This is a genomic window from Streptomyces mashuensis (assembly GCF_014654785.1).
Lineage (GTDB): Bacteria > Actinomycetota > Actinomycetes > Streptomycetales > Streptomycetaceae > Streptomyces > Streptomyces mashuensis.
Map to the genome: position 1 here is coordinate 1 of NZ_BNBD01000012.1, position 25554 is coordinate 25554.

The following is a 25554-nucleotide window of genomic DNA, read 5'->3' on the forward strand; positions in this document are numbered from 1 at the left end:
CACAACCGGGTCTTGAAGGCCGACGTCACGCGAACCCCCGAATTCGCCAACAGCGTCTTCGTAGCACCGGGGGCTTCTGCGTGTCCGGCGCGTTCAACGGCGGACGCCGACCACACTACCCCATCTGATGCGCTCCGGAATGAGTTGCATTCGGAATCGAAATGGAGTTAGCTGTTCACCCCGGGCCATGGTGGTCCGGATCAGGTGTGCCGCGAGGAGGTGTGAGCAGTGAGCAGTGACGAAGGTGCCGCCCGCGCCGGCCCCGACCGGCCCCTGCCGGAGAACAACGTGGCCGAACGCATCAAGCTCGAGCGCGAGATCCGCGGCTGGAGCACGCAGAAGCTGGCGGAGCGGATGGCCGAGGTCGGCCATCCGGTGAACCAGTCCGCGATCTGGCGCATCGAGAGCGGCAAGCCTCGCCGTAGGGTCAACCTCGACGAGGCCCTCGGCTTCTGCAAGGTCTTCGACATCCCGCTCGACGACCTGGCCAGCCCGCCGGGCCACGTCTCCAACGCCGAGGTGCGCAGGCTCGTCGGCGAATACGTCGAGCGCTGGAAGGACTGGCGGGCCGCCCGCAAGCCCCTGGACCGCGCCAAGGCCGACATCGACGACTACATCAAGGCCCACCCCGACCAGGCGGACATGGTCAAGGGCCTGCTCACCTACGAACTCTCCGGCGCCGCCGGTAACGACTTCACGCGCTACGACTCCGTGCCCGCCCGGCACCGGAGCCTGCTCGGCGACGCCGCTCCTGCCAAGCCCGACGCCGAATAACCGCTTCACCTGACGCTCCGGCGCTACGAACGCCGGACGGCAGGCAGCACATCAACAACGCCCATCCCTGAACGATCGATACGGCATGGCCTGGGGTTGCCGCCCCTTCACGGCTGGCCGGGACGAGGATCACCCTTGCCCAAGAACGCCCTGCCCGTTTCCCAGATCGCCCATCTCCTCGGCGTCCCGGAGGAGAACCTCCGCACGCTCATGGCGGAGCGGAAGGGCTCCCACGGCGACCCCACGCTCGTCGGGCTCACCGTCGCCGAAGCCGCCCGGCGTATCGGCATCGGCCGCACCAAGATGTACGAGTACGTCACCTCCGGCGAGATCACGTCCGTGAAGATCGGCAGCCTTCGCCGAATACCCGCAGAGGCGGTGAACGAGTTCCTCGCACGGCGCCTGACCGCCGGCGACCTCGCGGCTGCGGCCTGAGGGGCGGCGACATGACAAGATCTCGCCAGCCGAATGGTGCCTCATCCATCTACCAGGCCAAGGACGGCCGTTGGCACGGCCGCGTCACGGTCGGCGTCAAAGACGACGGCACTCCCGACCGGCGCCACGTCTCCAGCAAGACGCGCGCCGAGGTGACCAAGAAGGTCCGTGAACTCGAGCGGCAGCGCGATGCCGGCACCGTCCGTAAGACCGGTCAGTCCTGGACGGTCAAGACCTGGCTGACCCACTGGGTGGAGAACATCGCCGCCCTGCATGTCTCCGAGAACACCATCGACGGCTACCGCGTCGCGGTCTACCACCACCTCATCCCCGGTCTCGGCGCCCACCGGCTGGAGAAGCTGGAGCCGGAGCACCTGGAGCGCTTCTACAAGAAGATGCAGGACACCGGCAGCGCCGCCGGCACGGCCCACCAGGCTCACCGGACCGTACGCGCCGCCCTGAACGAGGCCGTACGCCGCCGCCACATCACCGTCAATCCGGCCACTATCGCCAAGGCGCCCCGCCTCGAAGAGGAAGAGGTCGAGCCCTACTCGGTGGAGGAGGTCCAGCGGATCCTGCTGGAGGCCGAAGGCCACCGCAACACCGCCCGCTGGGTCATCGCCCTGGCTCTCGGCCTCCGCCAGGGCGAGGTGCTCGGCCTCCAGTGGACCGACGTCGACTGGGAGGCCGGGGTGATCCGCGTCAGCCGCGGTCGGCTCCGCCCCCGGTACAAGCACGGCTGCGGCAACCGCTGCGGACGCAAACCCGGGTACTGCCCGCAGAAGATCAACATCCGGCGCGAGACCAAGAACACTAAGTCCCGCGCGGGCAAGCGGCCCATCGGCGTGCCGGAGGAGCTGATGAAGCTCCTCCGACGGCACAAGGAGGAACAGGACCGGGAACGCCGCCTGGCACGCGACCTGTGGGTGGAGAAGGGGTACGTCTTCACCTCACCGACGGGTGAGCCGCTGAACCCCAACACCGACTACCACAAGTGGAAGGACCTGCTGAAGGCGGCCGGAGTCCGCGAAGGGCGCCTCCACGACGCCCGCCACACGGCCGCCACGGTCTTGCTGATCCTCGGCGTCCCCGACGCGATCGTCGACGCCATCATGGGCTGGGAGCCCGGCAAGTCGGCACGCATGCGCCGCCGCTACCAGCACCTGACGGGCCGCGTCTTGCAGGACACCGCCGCCAAGATCGATGGCCTGCTGTGGGGCACGGATAAGGCCACGGGAGACATCGTGTCCGACGCCGGCCAAAGCCCGTTTCACGCAGCGTGACGAGGCCCGGCAACCGCCACAGGTTGCCGGGCCTCTGCCCATTCGTCAGTCGACGAGGTAATGGGCTTCGATGTAGGCGACGGTGGAGCCGTACGGTTCCCCTACCGGCTTCAACATGTACCGGCGGAAGACCGCGGCGGTGGCACGGCGGACGCCGCGGTTACGGGCCTCGGCGTTGTCCCATGACTGGGCGAGGGTGCGCTTGACCACCTGGTCAATCTCCTCGGCCAGGTTTCGCTCTGTGACGGTGAGGCCGGACGGTGCGTGGTCGTGGATGATCCGCGACAGGACACCTACATGGTCATCATCCAGCACCACGGCTTCGTCGGGGTGCTTCTCGGCGTTCACGATGGCACGGGCGACTCGGAGTGCGTCGGCCAGGAACTCCAGGGCGTCCTGGGCGTTTTGGATGATCCGGTCCCGCAGCTGTCTGATGCGCTCTGCCAGGGCGGTGTACTTCGCGGACCCCGGCTCGACCCCCCTTTCGAGGGCGGCCTTGATCTGGTCCAGGATCTCCGCCGCAGACGGCGGCCTCTTGTCTTCGCTGTCGTCCTTGCCGGACTTGGGGCGGACGAGGGCCAGCAGTTCCTTGAGGATGGCGATGCCCTGGGCGTCGAGGACGAGGGGTTCCTCCTGGGAAGCGACCACAGAGAAGGAGTGGACGTGGGCATTGATTATCTCCAGGACCATCGGTCCCAGCTCGCCCAGGCGTTCCTTCCTCTCCTCGTCGGAGGACTTCTTGAACAGGGTCGTGTACGCGGACCCGAACAGCCCGAACCCGTCCTGGTACTTGGCGATCCGCTTGTCGGTGTTGATGAGCGGGTACAGGCGGGCCAAGAGCCGGTAGTCCTTGGAGAACACCTCGGCGGCGACAGGGTCGGCGTCGAGGAAGACGTTAATGGCTCGTACCGACTCGTACCCGTGGACCGTGAGGTCTAGTCCGTCCACCTTCGCAAACAGGTCTTCGATACGGGCGAAAGTGGTGCGGAACTCGGCGACCAGGTCGGTCACGTCGGTGACGAACCCCCCACCCTTGCCAGCGGCCCCCTCCGCGGTGGGGTCGACGACGGCCCGCTGGACCTCCTCGGCCAGGCTGATGTAGTCCACGACCACACCGGAGGTCTTCACGAACCCGGTCGGGGAGACCCAGGTGCGGTTCGGCCGGGTGATCGTCTGGAACAGGTTGTGGGCCTTCAGTGGCTTGTCCAGGTAGAGGACGCCCTCGTTGGGAGCGTCGAACCCCGTCATCAGTTTCGCGGTCACCACCAGGAAGCACAACGGATCGTCCGGGGCGAGGAAGCGCCGCTTCTGGTCCTCCTCGTCGACCTCCGAGAGCCTGTACGGTCGCATGGCGGGATCTTCGTCTTTGGAGTCCTTGACGTGGACGTTGACCTCGGCGGTGATCCGGTCGTGCTTGCCGACCTCGGCGAGCACCTGTGACGCCTCGAAGCCGGCCAGCAGCTCGTTGATCTTGTCCGTGTATGCCACCGCAAGCTCACGGTTGTAGGCGACAACCTGGGCCTTGAGCCCGTTGCGGTAGGCGCCGGCCAGGTAGTGATCCACGATGTCCTGGCAGACCGTCTGTATGCGTTCGGGGTTGGCGAACACCGAGGTGAGGCGCCCGAACTTACGGGACAGAGTTTCACGGTCTGGGTCGTCGAGGTCGAATTCGTCGGCGAACTGGTCGAACTCGGCTTGCAGGGCTTGGTCGTTCATCTCGAAGGTGACCGGGTGCGGGTCCAGCATGACCGGGACGGTGGCCTCGTCATGCAGGGATCGGGACACCGAGTATCGGTGCAGCACCCTGCCCGGGTCGGTCTCCTCGCCGAAGAGGGCGAAGGTGTCGGTGGCGAGGTTTCTGATCGGGGTGCCGGTCATGCCGAAGAACTTCGCGTGCGGCAACGCTGCACGCATCTGCCCGGCCAGAGAGTCCTCCTTGGAGGACTGGGTGCGGTGTGCCTCGTCGACCAGCACGATGATGTTGCGGCGGGTTGACAGGTTCTTGCCGGCGTCGGCGAACTTGTGGACGGTGGTGGAGATAACGCCGCGTACGTCGTCGGCCAGCAGGGAACGCAGCTTCTTGCTGGTGGCGGGCTGGTGGAAGTAGGCGTCCCCCATCGCGGAGGTGAACACCCCAGAGGTCTGCCGGACGAGGTCGGTGCGATCCGAGAGCAGGATGATCGTTGGCGAATCGGTGCGAGTGTCGGCCAACAGCAGGGAGGCGGCGAACACCATCAGCAGTGTCTTCCCACTGCCTTGGTGGTGCCAGATCAGCCCCTTCCGGCCGTCGGCCAGGACCCGCTTGTGGATCAGATGGGCGGCTTCCATCTGCGGATAGCGGGGCAGGTACTTCTTGTCCACCCCGCCCCCGGAGGTGCTGAAGAGGGTGAAGTTGGCGAGCATATCCAGGACCGTGGCCGGGGCGAGCAGCAACTCGACAGAGCGTTGCACGTCGGCCTGCCCGGAAAGAGCCTCATCGTCGGCAGTGGACCGGAACGGCTGCCACAAATTCAGGGGCGCACCGGCGGCACCGAATCGCAGCTTCAGTCCATCGGAGGCGATGGCGAAGACGTTGGGGGTGAAGAACCATGGGTACTCGGTGGCGTACACCTCGTTGATCTCGCGGGCGGCGCCGGCCCACCCGGACTTCGCGGTCGGTGACTTCACCTCTACGACAACGAGGGGCAGGCCGTTGACCCAGTAGACGAGGTCGAACCGTCGGGGGGTCTTGCCAGGGATGGTTATGGTCACCTCGTCCGACACGACCAGCGTGTTGGCGATTGGATGCTCGAAGTCGACGAGCTTCAGGGCGTGCCACACGCCGTCGGCGTGCCGGAACTCCTTTTGCCCACGCAGCAGTTTCAGCACCTGCTCATTGGCCCGCACCAGCCCGCCCTCGACGGCGTTGACCGTGGCGACGATCTCCTCGACCACGGCGTCCACGTCGAACCCGTCGATCACCTCAGGGTTAAGTCGGACGATGGCGTCCCGCAGATGGCTGACGATCACCGTCTGCGTCGTCTCACGCGGCAGCGACCTGCCGGCTGTGAAGTTCCACCCCATTGGCAAGGACCATTGGATCATTAAGTTCTGGAACTCGCGCTCTCGAATGCCCTTTGTCACGGCTCAGACCCCCAGTTCGGCAGTATCGATGCTGATGGTTCCGTCCAGCAGGCCCGATAGCAGAGCGGCACGGACCCGACGGAGCCTGCCCGCCTCTGCGCGAGACGCCCTTCCGAGTGAACGTACCGAAAGGACCGTCGAAGCAATCTTGCGCTGCTCAGTCAGTTCGGGCATTGGTACTTCAAGTCCAGCGATCTTCGACTGGCTGATGTTCTTCATGGAAGCCGAGCCAGAGGCGGCCATAACGATCTGCCTCCGCACCCCCGAAAGCGCCATAGCGACAACCAGGAAGTCCGGGTCAAGGCCCTCGGCGGGGACCATACGAAGCGTCTTGTCGCTTAGATACAGACCATCTCGGACATCGGAGGGAACACGGCAGACCGCGCCGACGCGATTGATGGCGCCATTCGCCCGCGTGACCAGTACATCTCCTGCCCGCACCTCGGCCGACTTTGGCATCTCTGTTTCCGAGGCGAGCGTCTTGGCCTCGTCCGCGATGAAATGGAAGGCTACGACCGCGCTGACCTTGAGAACGCCTTGCTCGTCTTCTTTGGGCGGTGTATCGACGGCCTGTGGGCTACGACCACCCTCGATGCGACTAAGGTGGTCCCCGACACGGACATGAGCGTGTTCGGCCAGCATAGATTCGGCAATTGCGCCAGCGGTTGTGTCGGCAGCACTTGCTTCACGGTCGAGCGCTGCGATTTGCTGGTCGACCGCGTCGAGCATCTCGACGATCCGCACCTGTACCTCACGGGGTGGGATCGGCAGTTGGATCTGCAAGAGTTGCTCTGGGTTGAGACGCTTGCGCCGTTGAACTGTCCCGCTCACTCGGTTCTTCATCTCCGCCCAAAGTCGTGGTGAGCCACAGACGTGCCTCATCCAGTCGGGCATCAGTTCTGGGCCAAGCGTGAACGTCGGGAACTCGTTGCTGACGACGAATCCATCGAACTCGGCAGGTACTACAGTGATCGGACCTTCCCATGCGGTCAGTTTTCGCATCACGACCTGGTCAGCGCGCAGCACGTTCATTGCTGCGTACTCTGTATCTCCGCCGTCGAGTTCGCCTTTAGCGACAACCCCCTTTCCTGCATTGAGGACCCCGGCTAGGCGGTAGGTAGTTGCAGGCTTCATCGGTGTGCGCTGGATGTCGAGGCGCATCACCTCCCCGAGCGGACGAAGCGGATAACCGTCACTCATCGAAGCCCTGGATCTCTGTGGTGGAACGGCTGCCTTGCGGCGCACAGGAGTCTCCAGGTCACCGAGGCTGATCTGCTGCCAGTCACTCATCGAAGCCCTCGATGCCTGCGGCAGAGAGGACCGCGAGCATGCGCTGCTCGGTCTTTTCGCGCTCGGCCCGGGCGATGTTGTAGGCATCGATGAGGGTGCCGAGGTCCTCTTGCTCGGCGGCGGCCTGCTTGATGTAGCGGCCGATGTTGAGGTCGTACCCGTTGGCCACGATCTCTGTGGTGGGGACGAACCGCGCCGAGAGGCCATCCCCTCCGTTGCCGTCGGAGCCTGAGTGGTAGGCGGTCACGATGTCGGTGATGTCTGCATCAGTGAGGACGTGCCGGTTCTTGGCCTTGGTGAACCGTGTGGAGGCGTCGATGAACAGCACGCCGTCCTGCCGCCCCGGGGCCTTGGTGCCGGGTGTGCGGAATACGAGGACGCAGGTCGGAATCGTCGTGCTGTAAAAGAGGTTTGCGGGCAGCCCGATTACCGCTTCAAGCAAGTCGTCGTCCAGCACACGCTTGCGGATAGCTGCCTCCTGCCCACCTCGGAAGAGGACGCCGTGCGGCAGGACGACGCCGGCGCGGCCCTTCTTCGAATCCATGCTGGCGATCATGTGCTGCACGAATGCCCAGTCCGCCGACGACTGTGGGGCGACCCCTCCGATGGCGCGAGGGTCGTTGGTCCAGGGCTTCCACTTCATGCTGTAGGGCGGATTGGCGACGATCACGTCGAATTGCTTGACGGACCCGTCCGGCTTCTTGAAGCGCGGGTCCCTCAGGGTGTCGCCGACCTCAACCTTGAACTCGGTCAGGTTGTGCATGAAGAGGTTCATGCGGGCCACACCTGCGGTATCCGTTACCGCCTCTTGCCCGTTCAAGCTGAGTGTGTACCCCCGCCCGCCGTGGGCCTTGAGGAAGTTCGCGGCGGCAATGAGCATGCCACCAGACCCGCAGGTCGGGTCGTACACCGACTCGTGGTTCTTGGGGTCCAGCAGCTCGATGATCAGCTCGACGACCTCACGCGGGGTGAAGAACTGGCCGGCGCGGGTGCCTGACCCGTCGGAGAAGCGCTTGAGCAGGTACTCGTACGCTCCACCGAGCACGTCGTGGGACATGTTGCCCTCGTGCATCTTGGGGGTGCGGTCCATCGCCCGCATGACCGACGCCAGCACCTCCCCTGGCAGCACCGTTTCGGAGGTCCAGGTCATGGACCCGAACAGACGGGAGAACTTGTCAGGGTTGGCCGACTCGATGGCCTGGAGGGAAGCGCGAACCCGCTGGCCGAGGCCGTGCTGGGCGACGGTGGCGAGGATGGATGACCAAGAGGCGCGGCGCTCGGCGACGGTGCCAGGGAAGATGAAGGGGATCTTGAACGTCTGGTAGTTGCTGTACTCGACCTCGTCGGCTTCCTCGGGTGAGAGGTCGAGGTCCTCGTTCTCCTTGAGGAAGGTCTGGTGGGTGTGCTCCCAGGTATCCGACAGGTACTTCCAGAACATCAGTGGGAAGACGACCGAGGAGTACTGCGCTTCGGGCATCGCCACGCGCAGCTCGTCGGCGGCGTCCCACAACCGGTTCTCGATCTCCTGCTGGGTCACTGCCATCAGTCGGGGGTGTCCTTGCTCGTGTCCGGGTGGCGGTCTAGAAGCCGTGGAGTCTCCGCGGGGCATCCTATTTTGGCCCCCTGACAACCAGGCTGTAGTCGACCTCTCTGCTGGTCGGTTCAAGGCGCCGGCTCGCGCGGGTGTGGCCCGCACGTGGCCGCGAAGCCTCAAGTTGGTCCAGGAGGATCTTGGTCTTGATGCTGCCGACCATCACGGCCCCGGTGACCTGATCGTCGACAGAGAGCAGCCGAAGCCTGTCCGTGGCGATCCACGGCTGTCCGCCCCGCGCAACTGAGACCAAAACTGAGACCACGCGACGACGAAGGGTCCGACCGCTGAGCGGTCGGACCCTTCGTTTGCCCAGGTGGGCGGCTGCGGAGGATACGAGATTCGAACTCGTGAGGGGTTGCCCCCAACACGCTTTCCAAGCGTGCGCCCTAGGCCTCTAGGCGAATCCTCCGCCGCAAACAATACAAGACGCGGAGCAGTGCTCGCGAACCCGTTCCCCGGAGGGGGTCTCCGGAGGGGGTCTCCGGAGGGGGTCTCCGGGGGGTGAAGGAGGCGCGGCTGGGGGCCTGGGCGGGTGGGGGTGTCCGGGTACCCGCCGGGATCCGCTAGGCTTGGGGCCAAGCCCCTCACGTGGCGCTATCTCACCCAACTCCCCCAGGGCCGGAAGGCAGCAAGGGTAAGTGGGCTCTGGCGGGTGCGTGAGGGGCCCTTTGCGTTCCCAGGGGCGCTCCGGCGCATCGCGGGCGCCCGGGTCCGTGCCCGGGCCCGGGCCCGGTGGGGATTCTGTGACGGAAGCCACTTGTCAGTGGGGCCCGATATCGTCGTAGGTGTGTCGTCCCTCGCGCTCTACCGCCGCTACCGCCCCGAGACCTTCGCCGAGGTCATCGGGCAAGAGCATGTCACCACCCCGCTGCAGCAGGCGCTGCGCAACAACCGGGTCAACCACGCGTACCTGTTCAGCGGACCGCGCGGCTGTGGCAAGACGACCAGCGCGCGCATCCTCGCCCGCTGCCTGAACTGCGAGAACGGGCCCACGCCCACCCCTTGCGGCGAGTGCCAGTCCTGCCGTGACCTCGCGCGCAACGGACGCGGTTCGATCGACGTCATCGAGATCGACGCCGCGTCGCACGGTGGCGTCGACGACGCCCGTGAGCTGCGCGAGAAGGCGTTCTTCGGGCCCGCCTCCAGCCGCTACAAGATCTACATCATCGACGAGGCCCACATGGTCACCTCGGCGGGCTTCAACGCCCTGCTGAAGGTCGTCGAGGAGCCGCCGGAGCACCTGAAGTTCATCTTCGCCACCACCGAGCCCGAGAAGGTCATCGGGACCATCCGGTCCCGTACGCACCACTACCCCTTCCGCCTCGTCCCGCCCGGCACCCTGCGCGACTACCTGAGCGAGGTGTGCGAGCAGGAGAAGATCCCCGTCGAGGACGGCGTGCTGCCGCTGGTCGTGCGGGCCGGCGCGGGTTCCGTGCGTGACTCGATGTCCGTGATGGACCAGCTGCTCGCCGGCGCCGCCGAGGACGGTGTGACGTACGCCATGGCGACGTCCCTCCTCGGCTACACGGACGGTTCGCTGCTCGACGCCGTCGTCGAGGCGTTCGCCGCGGGCGACGGCGCGGCGGCCTTCCAGGTCGTCGACCGCGTCGTCGAGGGCGGCAACGACCCGCGCCGCTTCGTCGCCGACCTGCTGGAGCGGCTGCGCGACCTCGTCATCCTCGCCGCCGTGCCCGACGCGGCGGAAAAGGGCCTCATCGACGCGCCCGTCGACGTCGTGGAGCGCATGCAGGCCCAGGCGTCCTCGTTCGGCGCGGGCGAGCTCAGCCGCGCCGCGGACCTGGTCAACCAGGGCCTGACGGAGATGCGCGGCGCCACGTCGCCCCGGCTCCAGCTGGAGCTGATCTGCGCCCGCGTGCTGCTGCCCGCCGCCTTCGACGACGAACGTTCCGTACGGGCCCGCCTCGAGCGGCTGGAGCGCGGCGCGGCCACTGTGGGCATGCCGGCTGCCGGTATGCCCGCCATGGGGTACGTGCCCGGCCCCGACGCGCACGTGCCGCACGCGGGCCCCGGCGCCGGGCTGACCGGCCCGGCAGCCGCCCGCGCGGCCGTGGCGACCCCTACGGGTACGGGCGCTCCGGCCGCCCCCGTGGCCCCGACGACTCCGGCAGCGGCCCCTACGGGTGCGCCGACGGCCCCGGAGCCCGTGGTGCCGTCGCCCGCCTCTCCTGCCCCGGCACCGGCACCAGCCGCAGCCGCCACAACTGCCGCGCCCGCCGACCCTGCCGCTGGTGCGTCCAGTGGTGCGCGGCCCGGTGCCTGGCCGGCCGCGGCGGCCCCCGGCTCGGCCGGGGGAGCGGCGCCCGCCAAGGCGCCGGGCTCCTGGCCGACGGCCGCTGCTGCCGGCACGGGCGCGGCCCCATCTGCCCCGGCACCGGTCCCGGCTGCGCCTGCCCCGGCACCCGCGGCGGCGGCCTCGCCGTCGTACCCGCAGTCGCCCCAGCCGCAGGGTGACGCCCTCCAGGCGCGGCAGCTGTGGCCGAACATCCTTGAGGCGGTCAAGAACCGCCGCCGTTTCACGTGGATCCTGCTGAGCCAGAACGCCCAGGTCTCCGGCTTCGACGGCGCCACCCTGCAGATCGGTTTCTCCAACGCCGGTGCGCGTGACAGCTTCGCCAACAGCGGCAGCGAGGACGTGCTGCGGCAGGCACTGGGCGACCTCGGTCTCCAGTGGAAGACCGAGCTGATCGTCGACCCCTCCGGCGGCGCCAACCTCGCCGGTGGCGGCGTCGGCGGTGGTGCGGGTGCGGCGCCCGCGTACGCCCGCCCGCAGACGTACCAGCCGCAGCCGCCGCCCCCGGCCCAGCCGTCCCACCAGGCACCCCCGCCGCCGGCTGCGGCCCCGGCAGCTCCGGCGCAGTCCGCCCCGCAGGCCCCGCCCTGCTCGGCCCCTGCCGCGGCGCCCCGGCAGGCACCGGCCCCGGCGGCCCCGGCCGCCCCCGCGCAGCCGTACCGCGAGCCGGAGCCGCCGCCCGTGGCCCCCGAGGACGACATGCCGGCCGAGGACGACCCCGACCTCGACGACACCGCCCTGACCGGCCACGACCTGATCGTGCGCGAGCTGGGCGCCACGGTCGTCGAGGAGATCGCCCACGAGTAGGCGCGCGCCCCTGCGTCGCCCCTGCGCTGCCCCTGCGACCGCGCTGCTTCCGCCGTTTCCTGCCGTTCTCCGTCTCGTTTCCGCGGCGTAGGGCGCTCCGCGCGACGAGCACGTAGGCTCGGGCCTGGCGGAGCGCGCCCGCGGGTGCGCGCCGCAGCGCACCACGTCGTCGAGAGCCAGGAGCGAGCCCGTGATCCCCGGTGGCCAGCCCAACATGCAGCAGCTGTTCCAGCAGGCCCAGAAGATGCAGCAGGACCTCGCCGCGGCCCAGGAGGAGCTGGCCCGTACGCACGTCGAGGGCACGGCGGGCGGTGGCCTGGTGAAGGCCACGGTCACCGGTGCCGGCGAGCTGCAGGGCCTGGTGATCGACCCCAAGGCGGTGGACCCGGAGGACACCGAGACCCTCGCCGACCTCGTCCTCGCCGCCGTGCGGGACGCCAACCAGAGCGCCCAGCAGCTGCAGCAGCAGAAGCTCGGCCCGCTCACCCAGGGCCTGGGCGGCATCCCCGGCCTCCCGTTCTGACGCGGACCCCGAGGCCGGGCCCCGATGCCCGGCCCTGACACCGGACCCCGACGCCCGGCCCTGACCGGGTCCGGGCCGGACCGGGGTCCCGTCAGGGGCTTCCCGGATTACGGGAGGGCCCGGGCCGTCGCACAGTAGAAGCGCGGAACACGACCCGCGGTGCGACGAGAGCACACCGCGAAGAGCGACGAAGGAGAACGATCCGTGTACGAAGGCGTGGTCCAGGACCTCATCGACGAACTGGGCAGGCTGCCCGGCGTCGGTCCCAAGAGCGCGCAGCGGATCGCCTTCCACATCCTCCAGGCGGAGCCCGCGGACGTGCGCCGGCTGGCGCACGCCCTGACGGAGGTCAAGGCCAAGGTCCGGTTCTGTGCCGAGTGCGGCAACGTGGCGCAGGAGGAGCGGTGCCGCGTCTGCCAGGACCCGCGCCGCGACCCGGCGGTGATCTGCGTCGTGGAGGAGCCCAAGGACGTCGTCGCCATCGAGCGGACGCGGGAATTCCGTGGCCGCTACCACGTGCTCGGCGGGGCGATCAGCCCCATCGAGGGCGTCGGCCCGGACGACCTGCGCATCCGCGAGCTGCTGGCGCGGCTCGCGGACGGCACGGTCACCGAGCTGATCCTGGCAACGGACCCCAATCTGGAAGGGGAGGCCACCGCCACCTACCTGGCGCGGATGGTCAAGCCCATGGGGCTGAAGGTCACCAGGCTGGCCAGCGGCCTGCCCGTGGGCGGGGATCTTGAATACGCCGACGAGGTCACGCTCGGCCGTGCCTTCGAAGGGAGAAGACTTCTCGATGTCTGACGCAACGCTGCACGACGCCCGGCGCGCTCCGGACGACTTCGCCGTCTCGGTGGCGGATTCGATCGAGAGCTTCATCGTGGCCGTCACCGAGGTGTCGCGCGGTGACGAGCCCGACAGCGCCGTGCCCTTCCTGCTGCTGGAGATCTCCCAGCTGCTGCTGACCGGCGGCCGGCTGGGCGCGCACGAGGACTTCGTCCCCGACGAGCGCTACGAGCCGGACGTGGGCCCCGAGCCGGACGTCGACGAGCTGCGCGAGCGGTTCGCGGCCATGCTCGACCCGGTGGACGTCTACTCCGAGGTCTTCGACCCGTACGTGCCCCGGAGCGCGCCCGTCGCCTGCCGCATCTCCGACGACCTGGCCGACATCATCACCGACCTGCGGCACGGCATGGCCCACTACCGCGACGGCCGCCTCAGCGAGGCCCTGTGGTGGTGGCAGTTCTCCTACCTGACCAACTGGGGCCCGACCGCCTCGGCCTGCCTGCGCGCCCTCCAGTCGCTCGTCGCGCACGTACGGCTGGACCAGCCGCTCGACGCGCTCGACGGCCTGGACACCGACAGCGACGCGGCGGCCGACGAGCAGCTGGCGGAGGAGGCGGGCCGGGTGATGGCCGAGGAGATCGGCGGCCCGCTGGGCCTGGGCACGAAGGCCCCGGAGCGCCGCTGAGGAGCCCGTACCGGCCGCGTACGGAACCCGGGCCGCCCCTCCGGCGTCTCAGGATGTGACATCCGACAGGTCGATCACGGTCCCTCGTTAGACTGAGCCGACCGCATTACGTAGAGCTGCGAGGAGCGCACGTGGGCCTTGTCGTGCAGAAGTACGGAGGCTCCTCCGTTGCCGATGCCGAGGGCATCAAGCGGGTCGCCAAGCGAGTGGTGGAAGCCAAGAAGAACGGCCACCAGGTGGTCGTCGTGGTTTCCGCGATGGGCGACACGACGGACGAGTTGATCGATCTCGCGGGGCAGGTTTCGCCGATTCCTGCCGGCCGCGAGCTCGACATGCTGCTGACCGCCGGAGAGCGGATCTCCATGGCCCTCCTGGCGATGGCGATCAAAAACCTCGGTCACGAGGCCCAGTCGTTCACGGGCAGCCAGGCCGGAGTCATCACCGACTCGGTCCACAACAAGGCGCGCATCATCGATGTCACGCCGGGGCGGATCAAGCAGTCGGTCGACGCGGGCAACATCGCGATCGTGGCCGGTTTCCAGGGCGTGTCCCAGGACAAGAAGGACATCACCACGCTGGGCCGGGGCGGCAGTGACACCACCGCCGTGGCGCTGGCGGCGGCGCTCGACGCCGAGGTGTGCGAGATCTACACGGACGTCGACGGCGTGTTCACCGCCGACCCGCGGGTCGTGAAGAAGGCCCGCAAGATCGACTGGATCTCCTTCGAGGACATGCTGGAGCTGGCCAGCTCCGGTTCCAAGGTGCTGCTCCACCGCTGTGTGGAGTACGCACGCCGTTACAACATCCCGATCCACGTCCGCTCGTCCTTCTCCGGGCTGCGCGGCACCTGGGTCAGCAACGAGCCGCAAGGGGACCAGCCGATGGAGCAGGCGATCATCTCCGGTGTCGCGCACGACACCTCGGAGGCGAAGGTCACGGTCGTGGGCGTGCCGGACAAGCCGGGCGAGGCCGCGACGATCTTCCGGGCCATCGCGGACGCCGAGATCAACATCGACATGGTCGTCCAGAACGTCTCCGCGGCGTCCACCGGCCTGACCGACATCTCCTTCACCCTCCCCAAGACCGAGGGCCACAAGGCGATCGAGGCGCTGGAGAAGACCAAGGACCGCGTCGGCTTCGACTCGCTGCGCTACGACGACCAGATCGCCAAGATCTCGCTCGTCGGCGCGGGCATGAAGACGAACCCGGGCGTGACGGCGACGTTCTTCGAGGCGCTGTCCAACGCGGGCGTGAACATCGAGCTGATCTCGACCTCCGAGATCCGCATCTCGGTCGTCACGCGCGCCGACGACGTCAACGAGGCGGTCCGCGCCGTCCACACGGCGTTCGGCCTGGACAGCGAGAGCGACGAGGCAGTCGTCTACGGAGGCACCGGCCGATGACGGCCGCCCACCCGGTGGGCCGGCCCGGGCGGCCGGTCCCGCCGGGTGGCACCCCGCCGCACGGCGACGCCGCGCAGGCGCCGGCCACCGGCCGCACCGCTCCCGCTGCCCCGGCTGCCCCGGCTTCCCCCGGGGTGAAGCCCGGCCGTGACGGGCGGCCCACGCTGGCCGTCGTCGGGGCCACCGGTGCCGTCGGCGCGGTCCTGCTGGAGATCCTGTCGCAGCGCGCGGACGTCTGGGGCGAGATACGTCTCGTCGCGTCGGCCCGTTCGGCCGGCCGGAAGCTGACGGTGCGCGGCGAGGAGACCGAGGTCGTCGCGCTCGGCGACGACGTCTTCGAGGGCGTCGACGTGGCGGTGTTCGACGTACCGGACGACGTGGCCGCCCGCTGGGCGCCCGTCGCCGCGGCCCGTGGCGCGGTGGTCGTCGACAACTCGGCGGCGTTCCGCATGGACCCGGACGTACCGCTGGTGGTGCCCGAGGTGAACCCGCATGCGGCGCGTGTCCGCCCGCGCGGCATCGTCGCCAACCCCAACTGCGCCACCCTCTCGATGATCGTGGCGGTGGGTGCCCTGCACGCCGCCTTCGGCCTGCGCGAGCTGGTGGTCTCCTCGTACCAGGCGGTCTCGGGAGCGGGCCGGCGCGGCGTCGACGCGCTGCGCGCCCAGCTCGCCGCCGTCGTCGGTACGGACCTGGGGACGCACCCCGGTGACCTGCGCCGCGCGGTCGGTGAGGCGGCCGGGCCGTTCCCGGCGCCGGTGGCGCTCAATGTGGTGCCGTGGATCGGCGAGCCGGGCGAGGACGGCTGGTCCTCCGAGGAACTCGAGGTGCGGGCGGAGACCCGGAAGATCCTGGGGCTGCCGGGGCTGCGGGTGAGCGCGACCTGCGTCCGCGTCCCCGTGGTCACCACGCACTCGATGAGCGTGCACGCCCGGTTCGAGCGCGAGGTGAGCGTGCCGGAGGCGCACGAGATCCTGGCGAACGCCCCCGGGGTGGTGCTGTGCGACAGCCCGGCCGAGGGCGAGTTCCCGACGCCGGCCGACGCGGTGGGCACCGACCCGACCTGGGCGGGGCGGGTCCGGCGGTCCCCGGACGACCCCCGTGCGCTCGACCTGTTCCTGTGCGGCGACAATCTCCGCAAGGGAGCGGCCCTCAACGCGGCCCAGATCGCAGAACTCGTGGCGGCGGAGCTGACCGCTCCGCAATACTGGGGGAATGTGTGAAGGTCTTGTGATCAACTTATTGGTCCGGACCTATTGAACTGGGCAGACGTACCGTTGACGATCCCGTTCGAGCGTTCGCTCCCCGCCCGTCCGCAACCGCGGCCGACGTGGGGAGCGTCTTTGTTGCCGTCTCTCACGGCGGTACCAAAAACGGGGCAATAACGGGGCATCGAGGAAGAGTTGGTACGCATGAGGGCACGGGCCGCGTCGAGCAGCGGCGAGCCGTCGCCGCACGGCGCGTCGACGGTCACGGTGCCCGGCGCGTACAACCCTGGCGGGGGGAAGCGTGTCCAACAGGCGTGGCAGAGGTCATCAGCATCGCAACGGCCCCCCGGCGCGGCAGCGCGCCGGCGCGCCGGCGCACCGGTACACCGGGCGGGATGCCGGTGATCGCGCCTTGGCCCGCCGCCGGCCCCGCGGGGCCGGCCGCACCGCTGCCGGGACAGACCCCGGCGCCCACCGCAGTCCCGCACGCCCCCCACGCCCCGCACCCTCCGCATCCCGCCGCACAGCCGGCGGCCCACGGGTCCGCCCGGCGGGGGGACGCTGACGAGGCGATGGCAGCGGGCACCACAGTCGACCACCTCACCGAGACCTACCGCGCCCACTACAGGTCGCTCCTCGGCCTCGCCGCCCTGCTCCTCGACGACACCGCCTCCTGCGAAGACGTCGTGCAGGAGGCGTTCATCCGCGTGCACTCCGCCCGCGGCCGGGTACGTGACCCGGAGAAGACCCTTGCCTACCTGCGGCAGACCGTCGTCAACCTGTCCCGCTCCGCGCTCCGCCGCCGCATCCTCGGACTGAAGCTCCTCTCGAAGCCGATGCCCGACATGGCGAGCGCGGAGGAGGGCGCGTACGAACAGCTGGAGCGCGACCAATTGATCAAAGCGATGCGTGGACTGCAGCGCCGCCAGCGCGAGGTTCTCGTCCTCCGCTACTTCGCCGACATGACCGAGGCCCAGGTCGCCGAGACCCTGGGCCTGTCCCTGGGCTCGGTCAAGGCGTACGGATCGCGGGGCATCGCGGCGCTCCGGATCGCCATGGAGGCACCGGTATGAGCCACAACGGTCACCACGGTCACCCGGAACGCGAACACGAACGAGAGCAGGAGTGGGAGCGGCCCGGCGACGGCAGGGACCCCATGGACGGCGCCGCGCTGCGCCGCCTGCTCCAGGGCGCCGTCGGCGACCTCGAACCCGCCCCCGACGCACTCGAACGGCTCCGCCAGGCCGTGCCGGCGCGGCGCGCCCGCCGCCGGCAGGTGGCAGTGGGCGCCGCCGCAGCCGTCATCCTCGGCGCCACCGCGGTGCCCGTACTGATCCGCGTGGCCACCACCGGTGCCACCGAGGGCGGCCACTCGGCCAACGCCGCCAGCAGCCACCAGCGCACCCACGAGATCACCGACGGCCGGCAGGACGCCGGCGGCCCCGGCGCGCCCGGAATGCGCCCCATCGGCCCCGACGGACGCACGCACAGCGAACAGGAGAAGGGCGAACGGGGCCGCCGCACCACCACCACCCCCGGCCCGGCGTCCCCCTCGTCCGGCACCCCCGGCACCCCACCCACGGCCGCACCGACCCTCGTCGCCTCGTCGCCGAGCTGCGACCGCAACCAGCTGGGGCAGGGCACCGGCACCGTCGGCACCGCCGACAAGGACGGCAGGATCTACGGCGCCTTCCGCGTCGTCAACGTCTCGCACTCCGTCTGCGCCGTCTCCGGCTCCGGCGTCGTCGCCGCCCGCCCCCAGGGCAACGCGGAGAGCTCCCGGCTCACCGTCATCGACCACACGCCGGGCGACGCCGCGGTCGGCCTGCCCGACCCCGCCACCGAACCCAGCCAGGTGATACTCCAGCCCGGCCAGGCGTACGAGATCAAGTTCGCCTGGATCCCGGCCGCCGACGGCGGCCCCAGCGGCTGCGCCAAGACCACCGCTCCCACCCCCAGTGCCGCCCCCAGCCAGGGCGCCCCCGCGGGCGCCGCCCCACAGGCGCCGGGGGAGCAGCAGACCCAGCAGCCGGCACCGGACAACGCCACGGCCGCCAAGCCCACCGCGAGCGTGGTGCTCACCCACACCCCGGACGTCGGCCAGCCCCAGGCAGCCGACGCCACCCTCCCGGACGCCTGCGCAGGAACGATCTACCGCACGGGACCGCTGGCGGCACAGCCGAGCCAGTGAGCCGACGGGGGCACGGCCGCGGCTCCCCGCTCGCCTTCCCCCGGGGGCCCCGCCCCCCACCCCCTCCCCCTGCCCCCCTTGCGATGTGCTGTGTTCTGTTTTCTGTCTTCTGTTGTCGTGGTGCGCGCCGGCACCGGCCGCCGGGCGGCCTGCCGTGGGGCAGGCCGGCGACCCGCTCGCTGATCGCATCGACGGTGCCCGTACCGTGGTGGTGTGTATCGGTTCCTGCTGACTCCTCGCTGGTGGGGGATCAACGTCTTCACCGTGCTGGCCATCCCCGTGTGCCTGTTCATGGGGAGCTGGCAGCTCGGCCGTTTCGAATCACGGGTCGACTCGCACCGTGAACAGCAGGTCCAGGCGCAGGAGGCCCGCATGGCCCAGGCGACGCCGTTGCGCGACCTGCTGCCCGTGACCACCGAGACCTCCGGCCGCCAGGCCACGGCGACCGGTCGTTACGACACCGAACACCAACTGCTCGTCCCGGACCGCCGCCTGGACGACCGCTCCGGCTTCTACGTCCTCTCCCTCCTGCGGACCGACGGCGGCAAGGGGCTGCCGGTCGTCCGCGGCTGGCTGCCGGGCGACGCCGGCTCGAAGGCCGACACCGCCAGGATTCCCGCCCCGCCCTCGGGCGAGGTCACCGTCACCGGAGCGCTACAGGCTTCCGAGAGCCCCACGTCGAAGGGTGTGGCGGCCGCCGGCGGCCTGCCCGAGGGGCAGCTCGGCGTGATCAGCGCCGCGGCCCTGGTGAACCTCGTGCCGTACCAGGTGTACGACGCGTGGATCACCGTGACCAAGGCGTCCGGCGGCCTCACCGCCGTACCGCCGGCGGCCGCCCCCAACACGGGCCTCGACCTCAAGGCGTTCCAGAACCTGGGTTACACCGGTGAATGGTTCGTCTTCGCAGGGTTCGTCGTCTTCATGTGGTTCCGTCTCTTCCGTCGTGAGGCCGAGGCCGCGCAGGACCTGGCCATGGGCATCGCACCGGACGAGCCGGCGCCGGCCGGGGCTACCGCGCCGGGAGATGACGCTCCGCAAACGCGATCTCCATCCGGAGCTGCTTGATCCGCTCGTCGACGACGAGGGAGCCGTGCCCGGCGTCGTACCGGTAGACCTCGTGCGGGTGACCGCGTCGCTCCAGCCGCTCCACGTAGTTCTCCACCTGACGTATGGGGCAGCGGGGGTCGTTGACGCCGGCGGAGATGTAGACCGGCGCCCGGACGTCGTCCACGTAGGTCAGCGGCGACGAGGCGGCGTACCGCTCCGGCACCTCCTCCGGCGTGCCGCCCAGCAGCGTGCGGTCGAGGGCCTTCAGTGCCTCCATCTCGTCGTGGTACGCGGTCACGTAGTCCGCGACCGGCACCGCGGCGACCCCCACCGCCCACGCCTCGGGCTGGGTGCCGAGGCCGAGGAGGGTCAGGTAGCCGCCCCAGGACCCGCCGGTGAGCACGAGCCGTGCCGGGTCGGCGAGGCCCGAGGACACGGCCCACTCGCGGACCGCTGCGATGTCCTCCAGCTCGATCAGCCCCACCCGGTGCTTGAGGGCGTCCGTCCACTCCCGCCCGTACCCCGTCGAGCCGCGGTAGTTGACCCGGACGACCGCGAAGCCGTGGTCCACCCACGCGGCGGGTCCCGAGGCGAACGAGTCGGTGTCGTGCGCGGTCGGTCCGCCGTGGATGTCGAAGACGGTGGGGAAGGGACCCTCGCCCGCAGGCTTCTGCACCAGGGCGTGGACCCTGCCGCCCGGCCCGTCGACCCATATGTCGCTCACCGGTACCGACGCGGGCGCGAGGTCGATGCCGTCGGGCGTGGCGGGCGGGGTGAGGACGACGTGCCCGGCGGTGGAACGGACCACCGGCGGCTTCTCGGCCGACGACCACAGGTACTCGACGGTGCCGTCGGGCCGGGGCAGCGCGCGGGACACCGTGCCCGGTGGCGTGTCGAGCCGCGTCAGCGCGCCGTCTGCCAGGTCGTAGCGCCACAGCTCGCTGCGGGCGTGGTGGTTGTGGTCGATGAGCAGCGCGCTGCCGTCGGGGTACCAGGTGGCGTCGAGATCGCCGGGCAGGTCCACGGACAGGGGCGTCTCCTCGCCCGTCAGCGGGTTCCAGAGCATCGGCTCCCAGCGGCCGTTCCGCTGGTGGCCCACGAGCAGGCGGGCGTCGCCGTCGACCGGTACGAAACCGAGGGCCGACAGGCCCAGCTCGCGGGTGCCGCCCCGGGTGTCGTCGAGCTCGCCCACGGGGGTGCCGTCGGTGCGGACCACGCGGATCGCGGCGTGCATCGCGTCACCGTGCTCGGTGTGCTCGACGGCGACGAGCGAGCCGTCGTGGGAGAGCCCCCCGACGCCGGCCGACTGGCGGTGCCGGTAGATCTCCACAGGCTCGGCGCCCGGGCGGACGACGTGGACCGTCGAACCGCCCTCCTCCGTGGACCGGCCGACGACTGCGGTGCCGTCCCGGCCGAGCGCCAGGCCGTCGGGGTACGACGGTTCGAGGCCGGGCGTCGCGGGCTCGTCCTTGCCACCGCCGAAGGGCTGCCGGAGCCAGACGCCGAACTCGTCACCGTCGGTGTCGGAGAACCACCAGATCCACTCGCCGTCGGGCGCCAGCACACCGTCCGTGGTGCCGTTCGGCCGGTCCGTGACCTGGCGCTGCTCGCCCGTGGCCCGGTCCCACGCATACAGCTCGTAGGTGCCCGTCGCGTTCGAGACGAACAGCGAGCGGTCCGGCGCGTACTTCGCCCACCGCGGCAGGCTCACGCGCGGCGCCCGGAACCGCTTCTCCCAGTCGGGCATGGAGGCCGTCAACGACCCGTTGCTCTCAGTCATGTCCCCCATTCTGCGCCGACCGGCGGTCACGCGGTGGGCCGTGGCCGAGCCTGTGGATAACCATCCTGTGGACAAAGCGACTTGAGCGCGAAAACCGACCCCTCGAAGGAGTCCTTCCACTCGCGTACTCGGGACGCATCAAGCCGCATGACGAAGGTCACAGCCCACTTCACCCCGCTTCACCCGCAATGAACCGACAACTGAACAGACCGCCCGTGCCGTTTTCACGCCACCCGGCCGATGATCTCTCCCAGTCATTCATCGGCATGGCAAGGGGGTGGGTGCACGTGGAATTACGGCACCTGATGACCTTTCAGAAGGTCGCGAACGTCATGAGTTTCACGCGGGCCGCCGCGGAGCTCAACTACGCGCAGTCCAGCGTCACCAGCCAGATCAAGGCCCTCGAGACCTCGCTCCAGGCGCAGCTCTTCGATCGCCTCGGCGGAAGGATCCGGCTCACCGACGCGGGTGAGCGCCTGCTGCCGTACGCGGACCGCATGCTGGCCCTGGCCGACGAGGCCCGCGCAGACGTGGCGGCCCCGCACGACCCACGCGGCACGCTGATCATCGGCACGACCCGGACCATCACCTCCCACCGCCTGCCCCCGCTGCTCGAAACGTTCCGCCACCGCTACCCGCGCATCCACCTGTCCCTGCGCCCCAGCCCGTACGCCGACACCCGCCGGGCCCTCCGCCAGGACCTGTTCGACCTGGGCTTCCTCATGGAGGAGGAAACCGAGCACCCCGGCCTGGAAACACTCGTCCTGACCCCCGAACGCCTCGTCCTCGCCGCCGCCCCCACCCACCCGCTCGCCTCGTCCCACCGAGTGACGACCGCGGACCTGCGCCCCGTCCCCATCCTCACGACGGAAGCACCCTGCGCCGCCCGCGACCTGCTCGCGACCGAGGTCGGCGGCACGTTCCTGGACCTCGGCACCACCGAAGCGATCAAACGCGGCGCGACAGCCGGCCTCGGCGTCTGCCTGCTCCCCGCGACAGCGGTGACGGACGCCGTCCACACCGGAGACCTGGTACTCCTCCCCTGGGAAGCGCCCTTCACCCTCCACACCCAACTGGCCTGGCGCCAGGGCAAACGCCTCTCACGCGAGCTCCGCCTCTTCATAGAGGAAGCGAAACGCCTGATCCCGAAGGAAGAAGAGGAGACGCCGCACACAGCACGCAGGTATGGAACGAGCGCCCTTGCCAAGAGGTGCCCCGAAACCCGAACCCGCGTGGCTCAATAGGCGCCCGCGCACCAGCACGGCGAAACTCGCCGACGTCTCCACTGGCACGGTGTCGAACGTGCTGGGGTGCCGGCGCGGGGAGGAACGCCTCCGACCGTGCTGAGGTGTGCTGGGTGCCGATCAGGAGGGGCCTGACGCCGCACGGGTTTCGGCACACCAGCAAGAAGATCGCGCAGTCGCTGCGGACGCCGCCCAAGCTGATGGACGGACTCACCGAGGCGTGGGAAGCGGCGCTCGCAGCCCGGCGCGCCATGTGTCATACGTCACCCGTGCGTGCACTCGATGTGCTGTTGCGGGGCGGCCGGTAGCGGCGGCTTCGAGATTCCGCTCTCCAAGATCGGCTCCTCGTCTGCTCCTCGCGACGAGTTCGGCACCCGAAAAACGACTCAGGGCCGGTCTTCCTCAACGGAAGACCGGCCCTGAGCTGGTGTTTCACCTGTCGGGGTGGCGGGATTTGAACCCACGACCTCTTCGTCCCGAATGAGGTTCGAGCAAGATCGACACCTGCGCCTCTTGTTAAAAGGGCAGGTCAGAGGCTTGGTCTGGGTTGGTGTGGTGGGGGTTCGGTTGGCCTCCGGGAGAAGATCATCTCCCAGGATTCTCCCAAAGTCGGGTGCTGTGGCTGAGGCTCTCGTCCGCGCCGCATCCCGGAGCTACTTAGCGAGGGCAAATTTGCCCGCGGGGTTAGGGGTGTCGACGGCGAAGCCGGACTGTCGCTCCGTGGCTCGGGTTTACCGGTTCGGTGCACGAGCGAGGGCGTGAGGGGTCAGCCGGCCGAAGGCCGCACTCGGCGTTCACCTCGGCTTTGCCGCTGACGCCGGTGGTCAGCTCGCCGCCCAGGATGCGGGTGGAGCGAACAGAGGTCTTCCAAGCTGTAGCGGGTGTCCTTGGCGTAGGGGTCGACTGGGCCGGCACCCACCCGACCTTGGCCACCGAAGCGTGATCGCCTAGGGCGAAGCGAGCAGTACTCATCGCCTGCCGCGATCCCGTCGCTGGACGTGATCTATCAGCATCGGTCGATTCGGTGACGAGAGTGGCCTCCTTCTGACCAGCGGCGTTTCTTGATTTTCCACCGCATATGAGGGAGGATTTCCGGAAGTCAACTCTGTACGGTGAAGGGCTGGACCATGGCAGTCGTGCACGTCGAGGATTCCCGCGCCCGTAGCAGGCTCACTGAGCTGGGGCTGTCGACCGAGGAGATCGAGGACGTGCTGCGGCGCGCCGAAGCGGAGCGGAACTTCTGCACTCCGTTCGACCCCCTTTCCCTCCCCGGCAACATCTTCTGGGGCCGGACCGTCCGCTACCTGCGGGAGACCTACACCCCCCTGGGCTGGCGCAGCGCGAGCCCCAGCAACGTACCGCTCCTGATCTCTCCGACCGACGACTTCGCCATCACGGCTTCGAGCGGAAGCCGGGAAACCGGCTTCGCCGCCCTCACGCCCTCCACTCGCTACCCGAAGGGCTCGGCTGTCATCCGGAGGGTGGAGACCAACCGGCAGCTGATGTTCCCCGACTACGAAGTCGAATCCGAGGCCCAGGACGTCGGCGACGGCATCCCCACCTGGTTCCTGCTCTACCAGCACGTGAACACGGAGAATGGCACCCGGCTGTACGCAGAGCTGTCGCTGCCGAACAACACGGGAAGCCGTGGCAAGATCGACAGCTGGCACGAGCGGATCATCCTGCCCTGGATCGACTTCGAGGGCTTCACCCCGTTCCCCAGCGAAGACGACAGCGAGGGCGGCATCGACATCCCCATCGAACGCCTGGGCTGACTCGTCCCACCTCCGACCCATTGGCACACTCTCATGACCACCGCATCCCGGCTCGTTCTGGCGCGCAAGCGCCGGGGGCTCACCGTTACCCGCCTCGCCCAGATGTCCGGACTCACCGCACGACGACTGTCGGACTACGAGAACGGGCGGGCGCACCCCAGCCCGCCTTCCCTATCGGCCATCGCCGAGGCACTCGAGTTCCCCGAGTCGTTCTTCAGTGCTGAGGAGGTCGCCGACCTGCCCGTGGAGTCGGTCAGCTTTCGGGCGCTGAGCAAGATGACGGCCGCACAACGAGACATCGCGCTCAGCGGCGGCCGTCTGGCCCGCATCCTGCAGGACTGGATCGGCAGCCGGTTCAAACTGCCGGACCCCGACCTGCCCTCGCTGACCTCTTTCAGCCGACTCCACAAGGGCGAACAAGCCCCGTGCCCAGGTGAGGCCGCGGGGCCAGGTTGCCCGGCCGAGCGCGCAGCCGAACTGGTCCGCGCTCGCTGGGGATTGGGTGTCACTCCCATCCCCAACATGGTTGACCTCCTGGAGGCCCACGGCGTTCGAGTGTTCTCACTGTCCCGCGACTGCCCCGAGGTCGATGCCTTCTCCTTCTGGGACCGGGGTATCCCGTTCGTCCTGCTGAGCACGGAGAAAACTGCCGAGCGTGGACGCTTCGACGCGGCTCACGAGCTGGGCCACCTCGTCTTGCACGGCGAGGAGCAGATTCCCCATGGCCCCCAGGCCGAGGGCGAGGCCCACCGCTTCGCGGCGGCCCTGCTGATGCCGGTGGCAGACGTACTCGCGTACGCGCCCCGTAACCCCAGCACCAACTGGATTCTTCAGGCCAAGCGGCGTTGGAAGGTCGCCGCTATGGCGCTTGCCCACCGCCTGCACGAACTCAACCTGACCACCGACTGGCAGTACCGGACCCACTGCGTGGAGCTCGGTCGACTGGGATACCGCAAGAAGGAGCCGCACAGCCGACTGGGCCGAGAGTCCTCGCAGGTACTGGGGAAGGTCTTCTCCGCTCTCCGGGCTGAAGGCGTCCGCCCAGCAGACGTCGCCCGTGACCTCCAACTGCACCCGGCAGACCTCAGCGACCTCATCTTCGGTCTGGTCGTCACCGGCCAGGACGGCGGAGGACGCGGTCAGAACCAGCCGACGCCAGCACCCGCCCGTCCGCAGTTGTCCGTAGTCCGCTGAGTCGCCCGCTCCGCCTTGCGGACGCGAAGGAAGTCGCCCACCCGCATGTCGTGACACGGATCGCTGGGGCCTAGAGAGGTCTAGACGGTGAAGGCCCAGGT

Annotated in this window: 20 protein-coding genes, 1 tRNA gene and 1 other RNA gene; 17 read left to right on the top strand and 5 right to left on the bottom strand. The window is 69.3% G+C overall.

Features of this window, described 5'->3' with window-relative positions; all coding sequences use genetic code 11:
• Positions 1 to 228: 228 nt before the first annotated feature.
• From IE305_RS24560 to IE305_RS24570, 3 genes are all read left to right on the top strand, one after another.
• Positions 229 to 774: a helix-turn-helix transcriptional regulator gene (locus tag IE305_RS24560; protein ID WP_190131921.1), complete on the top strand. Its 546-nt coding sequence runs from the start codon at positions 229 to 231 to the stop codon at positions 772 to 774.
• A 135-nt stretch (positions 775 to 909) separates the two neighbouring features.
• On the top strand, positions 910 to 1209 hold the full coding sequence (locus IE305_RS24565) for a helix-turn-helix domain-containing protein (RefSeq protein ID WP_190131922.1): 300 nt from the start codon (positions 910 to 912) through the stop codon (positions 1207 to 1209).
• Between the two features lie 11 nt (positions 1210 to 1220).
• Entirely contained in the window at positions 1221 to 2492 is a 1272-nt protein-coding gene (locus IE305_RS24570) for a tyrosine-type recombinase/integrase (RefSeq protein WP_190131923.1), read from the top strand.
• Between the two features lie 45 nt (positions 2493 to 2537).
• On the opposite strand, the gene IE305_RS24575 is transcribed toward IE305_RS24570, so the two are convergent.
• From IE305_RS24575 to IE305_RS24590, 4 genes are all read right to left on the bottom strand, one after another.
• Positions 2538 to 5615, bottom strand: coding sequence for a type I restriction endonuclease subunit R (locus IE305_RS24575; protein ID WP_190131924.1), 3078 nt, complete (start codon positions 5613 to 5615; stop codon positions 2538 to 2540).
• 3 nt (positions 5616 to 5618) lie between these two features.
• Positions 5619 to 6905: a restriction endonuclease subunit S gene (locus IE305_RS24580; protein ID WP_229891488.1), complete on the bottom strand. Its 1287-nt coding sequence runs from the start codon at positions 6903 to 6905 to the stop codon at positions 5619 to 5621.
• A complete protein-coding gene (locus IE305_RS24585; protein ID WP_190131925.1) occupies positions 6898 to 8448 on the bottom strand; it encodes a type I restriction-modification system subunit M in 1551 nt (516 codons plus the stop codon). The genes IE305_RS24580 and IE305_RS24585 overlap by 8 nt, the downstream gene beginning before the upstream one ends.
• A 375-nt stretch (positions 8449 to 8823) precedes the next feature.
• Positions 8824 to 8908 (bottom strand) — tRNA-Ser (locus IE305_RS24590).
• A 167-nt stretch (positions 8909 to 9075) separates the two neighbouring features.
• Between IE305_RS24590 and ffs the strand changes: the two genes are divergently transcribed.
• The 10 genes from ffs (at position 9076) to IE305_RS24640 (ending at position 19478) form a co-directional block, all read left to right on the top strand.
• Positions 9076 to 9170: signal recognition particle sRNA small type (gene ffs, locus IE305_RS24595), an RNA gene on the top strand.
• A gap of 116 nt (positions 9171 to 9286) precedes the next feature.
• Positions 9287 to 11617: a DNA polymerase III subunit gamma and tau gene (locus IE305_RS24600; protein WP_190131926.1), complete on the top strand. Its 2331-nt coding sequence runs from the start codon at positions 9287 to 9289 to the stop codon at positions 11615 to 11617.
• Between the two features lie 190 nt (positions 11618 to 11807).
• On the top strand, positions 11808 to 12140 hold the full coding sequence (locus IE305_RS24605) for a YbaB/EbfC family nucleoid-associated protein (RefSeq protein ID WP_190131927.1): 333 nt from the start codon (positions 11808 to 11810) through the stop codon (positions 12138 to 12140).
• 204 nt (positions 12141 to 12344) lie between these two features.
• Positions 12345 to 12944 (top strand): recombination mediator RecR, encoded by a 600-nt coding sequence (gene recR, locus IE305_RS24610; protein ID WP_190131928.1) that lies wholly within the window; start codon positions 12345 to 12347, stop codon positions 12942 to 12944.
• Positions 12937 to 13611 (top strand): DUF5063 domain-containing protein, encoded by a 675-nt coding sequence (locus tag IE305_RS24615; RefSeq protein WP_190131929.1) that lies wholly within the window; start codon positions 12937 to 12939, stop codon positions 13609 to 13611. The genes recR and IE305_RS24615 overlap by 8 nt, the downstream gene beginning before the upstream one ends.
• Before the next feature lie 131 nt (positions 13612 to 13742).
• Positions 13743 to 15014, top strand: a complete 1272-nt coding sequence (locus tag IE305_RS24620) for an aspartate kinase (RefSeq protein WP_190131930.1) — start codon at positions 13743 to 13745, stop codon at positions 15012 to 15014.
• Positions 15011 to 16237, top strand: a complete 1227-nt coding sequence (locus tag IE305_RS24625; RefSeq protein ID WP_190131931.1) for an aspartate-semialdehyde dehydrogenase — start codon at positions 15011 to 15013, stop codon at positions 16235 to 16237. Before IE305_RS24620 ends, IE305_RS24625 begins: the two co-directional genes overlap by 4 nt.
• Positions 16238 to 16617: 380 nt before the next feature.
• On the top strand, positions 16618 to 17295 hold the full coding sequence (locus IE305_RS24630) for a SigE family RNA polymerase sigma factor (RefSeq protein ID WP_444546173.1): 678 nt from the start codon (positions 16618 to 16620) through the stop codon (positions 17293 to 17295).
• Positions 17292 to 18413 (top strand): hypothetical protein, encoded by a 1122-nt coding sequence (locus tag IE305_RS24635; RefSeq protein ID WP_190131933.1) that lies wholly within the window; start codon positions 17292 to 17294, stop codon positions 18411 to 18413. Before IE305_RS24630 ends, IE305_RS24635 begins: the two co-directional genes overlap by 4 nt.
• Before the next feature lie 213 nt (positions 18414 to 18626).
• Positions 18627 to 19478 (top strand): SURF1 family protein, encoded by an 852-nt coding sequence (locus tag IE305_RS24640; RefSeq protein ID WP_190131934.1) that lies wholly within the window; start codon positions 18627 to 18629, stop codon positions 19476 to 19478.
• Here IE305_RS24640 and IE305_RS24645 read toward each other — a convergent pair.
• Positions 19423 to 21240 (bottom strand): S9 family peptidase, encoded by a 1818-nt coding sequence (locus tag IE305_RS24645; protein WP_229891490.1) that lies wholly within the window; start codon positions 21238 to 21240, stop codon positions 19423 to 19425. The genes IE305_RS24640 and IE305_RS24645 overlap by 56 nt on opposite strands.
• A gap of 305 nt (positions 21241 to 21545) precedes the next feature.
• Between IE305_RS24645 and IE305_RS24650 the strand changes: the two genes are divergently transcribed.
• The 4 genes from IE305_RS24650 to IE305_RS24665 all read left to right on the top strand — a co-directional run bounded on the left by IE305_RS24650 (position 21546) and on the right by IE305_RS24665 (position 25453).
• On the top strand, positions 21546 to 22484 hold the full coding sequence (locus IE305_RS24650) for a LysR family transcriptional regulator (protein ID WP_308440273.1): 939 nt from the start codon (positions 21546 to 21548) through the stop codon (positions 22482 to 22484).
• A 113-nt stretch (positions 22485 to 22597) separates the two neighbouring features.
• Complete coding sequence (locus tag IE305_RS24655) at positions 22598 to 22792, top strand: hypothetical protein (RefSeq protein ID WP_190131936.1); 195 nt, start codon at positions 22598 to 22600, stop codon at positions 22790 to 22792.
• 819 nt (positions 22793 to 23611) lie between these two features.
• The gene (locus IE305_RS24660; RefSeq protein WP_190131937.1) at positions 23612 to 24259 is read left to right on the top strand and encodes a hypothetical protein; all 648 of its coding nucleotides are present in this window, start codon (positions 23612 to 23614) and stop codon (positions 24257 to 24259) included.
• Between the two features lie 33 nt (positions 24260 to 24292).
• Positions 24293 to 25453 carry a helix-turn-helix domain-containing protein gene (locus tag IE305_RS24665; RefSeq protein WP_190131938.1) on the top strand — a complete coding sequence of 387 codons (1161 nt, stop codon included), beginning with the start codon at positions 24293 to 24295 and terminating at the stop codon, positions 25451 to 25453.
• The last annotated feature ends 101 nt before the right edge of the window (positions 25454 to 25554 follow it).